At 69.5% G+C, this 1231-nt stretch carries 1 protein-coding gene; it reads right to left on the reverse strand.

The annotated features are described in order from the left end of the window. Positions 1 to 100 precede the first annotated feature (100 nt). The coding region (gene glgB / locus ACFWGJ_RS43760; protein WP_387334557.1) for a 1,4-alpha-glucan branching enzyme at positions 101 to 1231 on the reverse strand (1131 nt) is incomplete at its 5' end.

Below are 1231 nucleotides of genomic sequence, written 5' to 3' on the forward strand. Positions count from 1 at the left end.
CCCCAGCCCGTCCGGCGTTTGAGGACCGGGGGTTCGGGGGCAGCGCCCCCGAGTCGTTGACGGGAATGGGTAGGGGCGGCGGGGGCGAGGAAACCCCGGCCTACGCCGGACGCAGCCAGATCGTCGCGAGCGGCGGCAGCGTCACGCGGATACTGGCCGAGCGACCGTGCCAGGCCTCATCACCCGGCTTCACGGGCTCGGCGTTCGCGACACCCCCACCGCCGAAGCACAACGCGTCCGTGTTCAGCACCTCCCGCCAGGCAGGCACATCCTCCGGCACCCCGAGCCGGTACTCGTGCCGCACGACCGGCGAGAAGTTGGACACCGCGAGCAACGGCGACCCGTCCGCCCCGAACCGCAGGAACGCGAAGACGTTGTCCTCCGCCGCATCCCCGGCCACCCACGCGAACCCGCCGGGTTCGGTGTCCCGCTCCCAGAGCGCACCGGCTGCCCGGTACTGACGGTTCAGCTCACGGACGAGGTCACGCACTCCCCGGTGGTCGGCCTCCGCCCCGTACGCGGGATCCAGCAGCCCCCAGTCGGGCCCGTGCGCCTCGGACCACTCGGCGCCCTGCGCGAACTCCTGACCCATGAAGAGGAGTTGCTTGCCGGGATGGGCCCACATGAAGCCCAGGTAGGCACGGTGGTTGGCGCGCTGCTGCCACCAGTCGCCGGGCATCTTCGACACCAGCGCCTGCTTGCCGTGCACGACCTCGTCGTGCGAGATGGGCAGGACGTAGTTCTCGCTGTACGCGTACACCATCGAGAACGTCATCTCGTCGTGGTGGTACTTGCGGTGCACCGGCTCGTGCTGGATGTACTCCAGCGAGTCGTGCATCCAGCCCATGTTCCACTTCAGCCCGAAGCCGAGCCCGCCGTCGGTGGTGGGCCGGGTCACGCCGTTCCAGGCGGTCGACTCCTCCGCGATGGTCACGATCCCCGGCACCCGCCGGTACAGCGTCGCGTTCATCTCCTGGAGGAACGCCATCGCGTCGAGGTCCTCCCGGCCGCCGAAGACGTTCGGCGTCCATTGACCGGAGTCCCGGGAGTAGTCGAGGTAGAGCATGGAGGCGACCGCGTCGACGCGCAGTCCGTCGATGTGGAACTCCTCGCACCAGTACACCGCGTTGGCGACGAGGAAGTTGCGCACCTCGCGGCGCCCGTAGTCGAATTCGAGGGTTCCCCAGTCGGGGTGCGCGGCCCGCAGCGGGTCCTCGTGCTCGTACAGAGG

Origin of the sequence: Streptomyces sp. NPDC060205 (genome assembly GCF_042728395.1) — a bacterium.
Classification (GTDB): domain Bacteria; phylum Actinomycetota; class Actinomycetes; order Streptomycetales; family Streptomycetaceae; genus Streptomyces.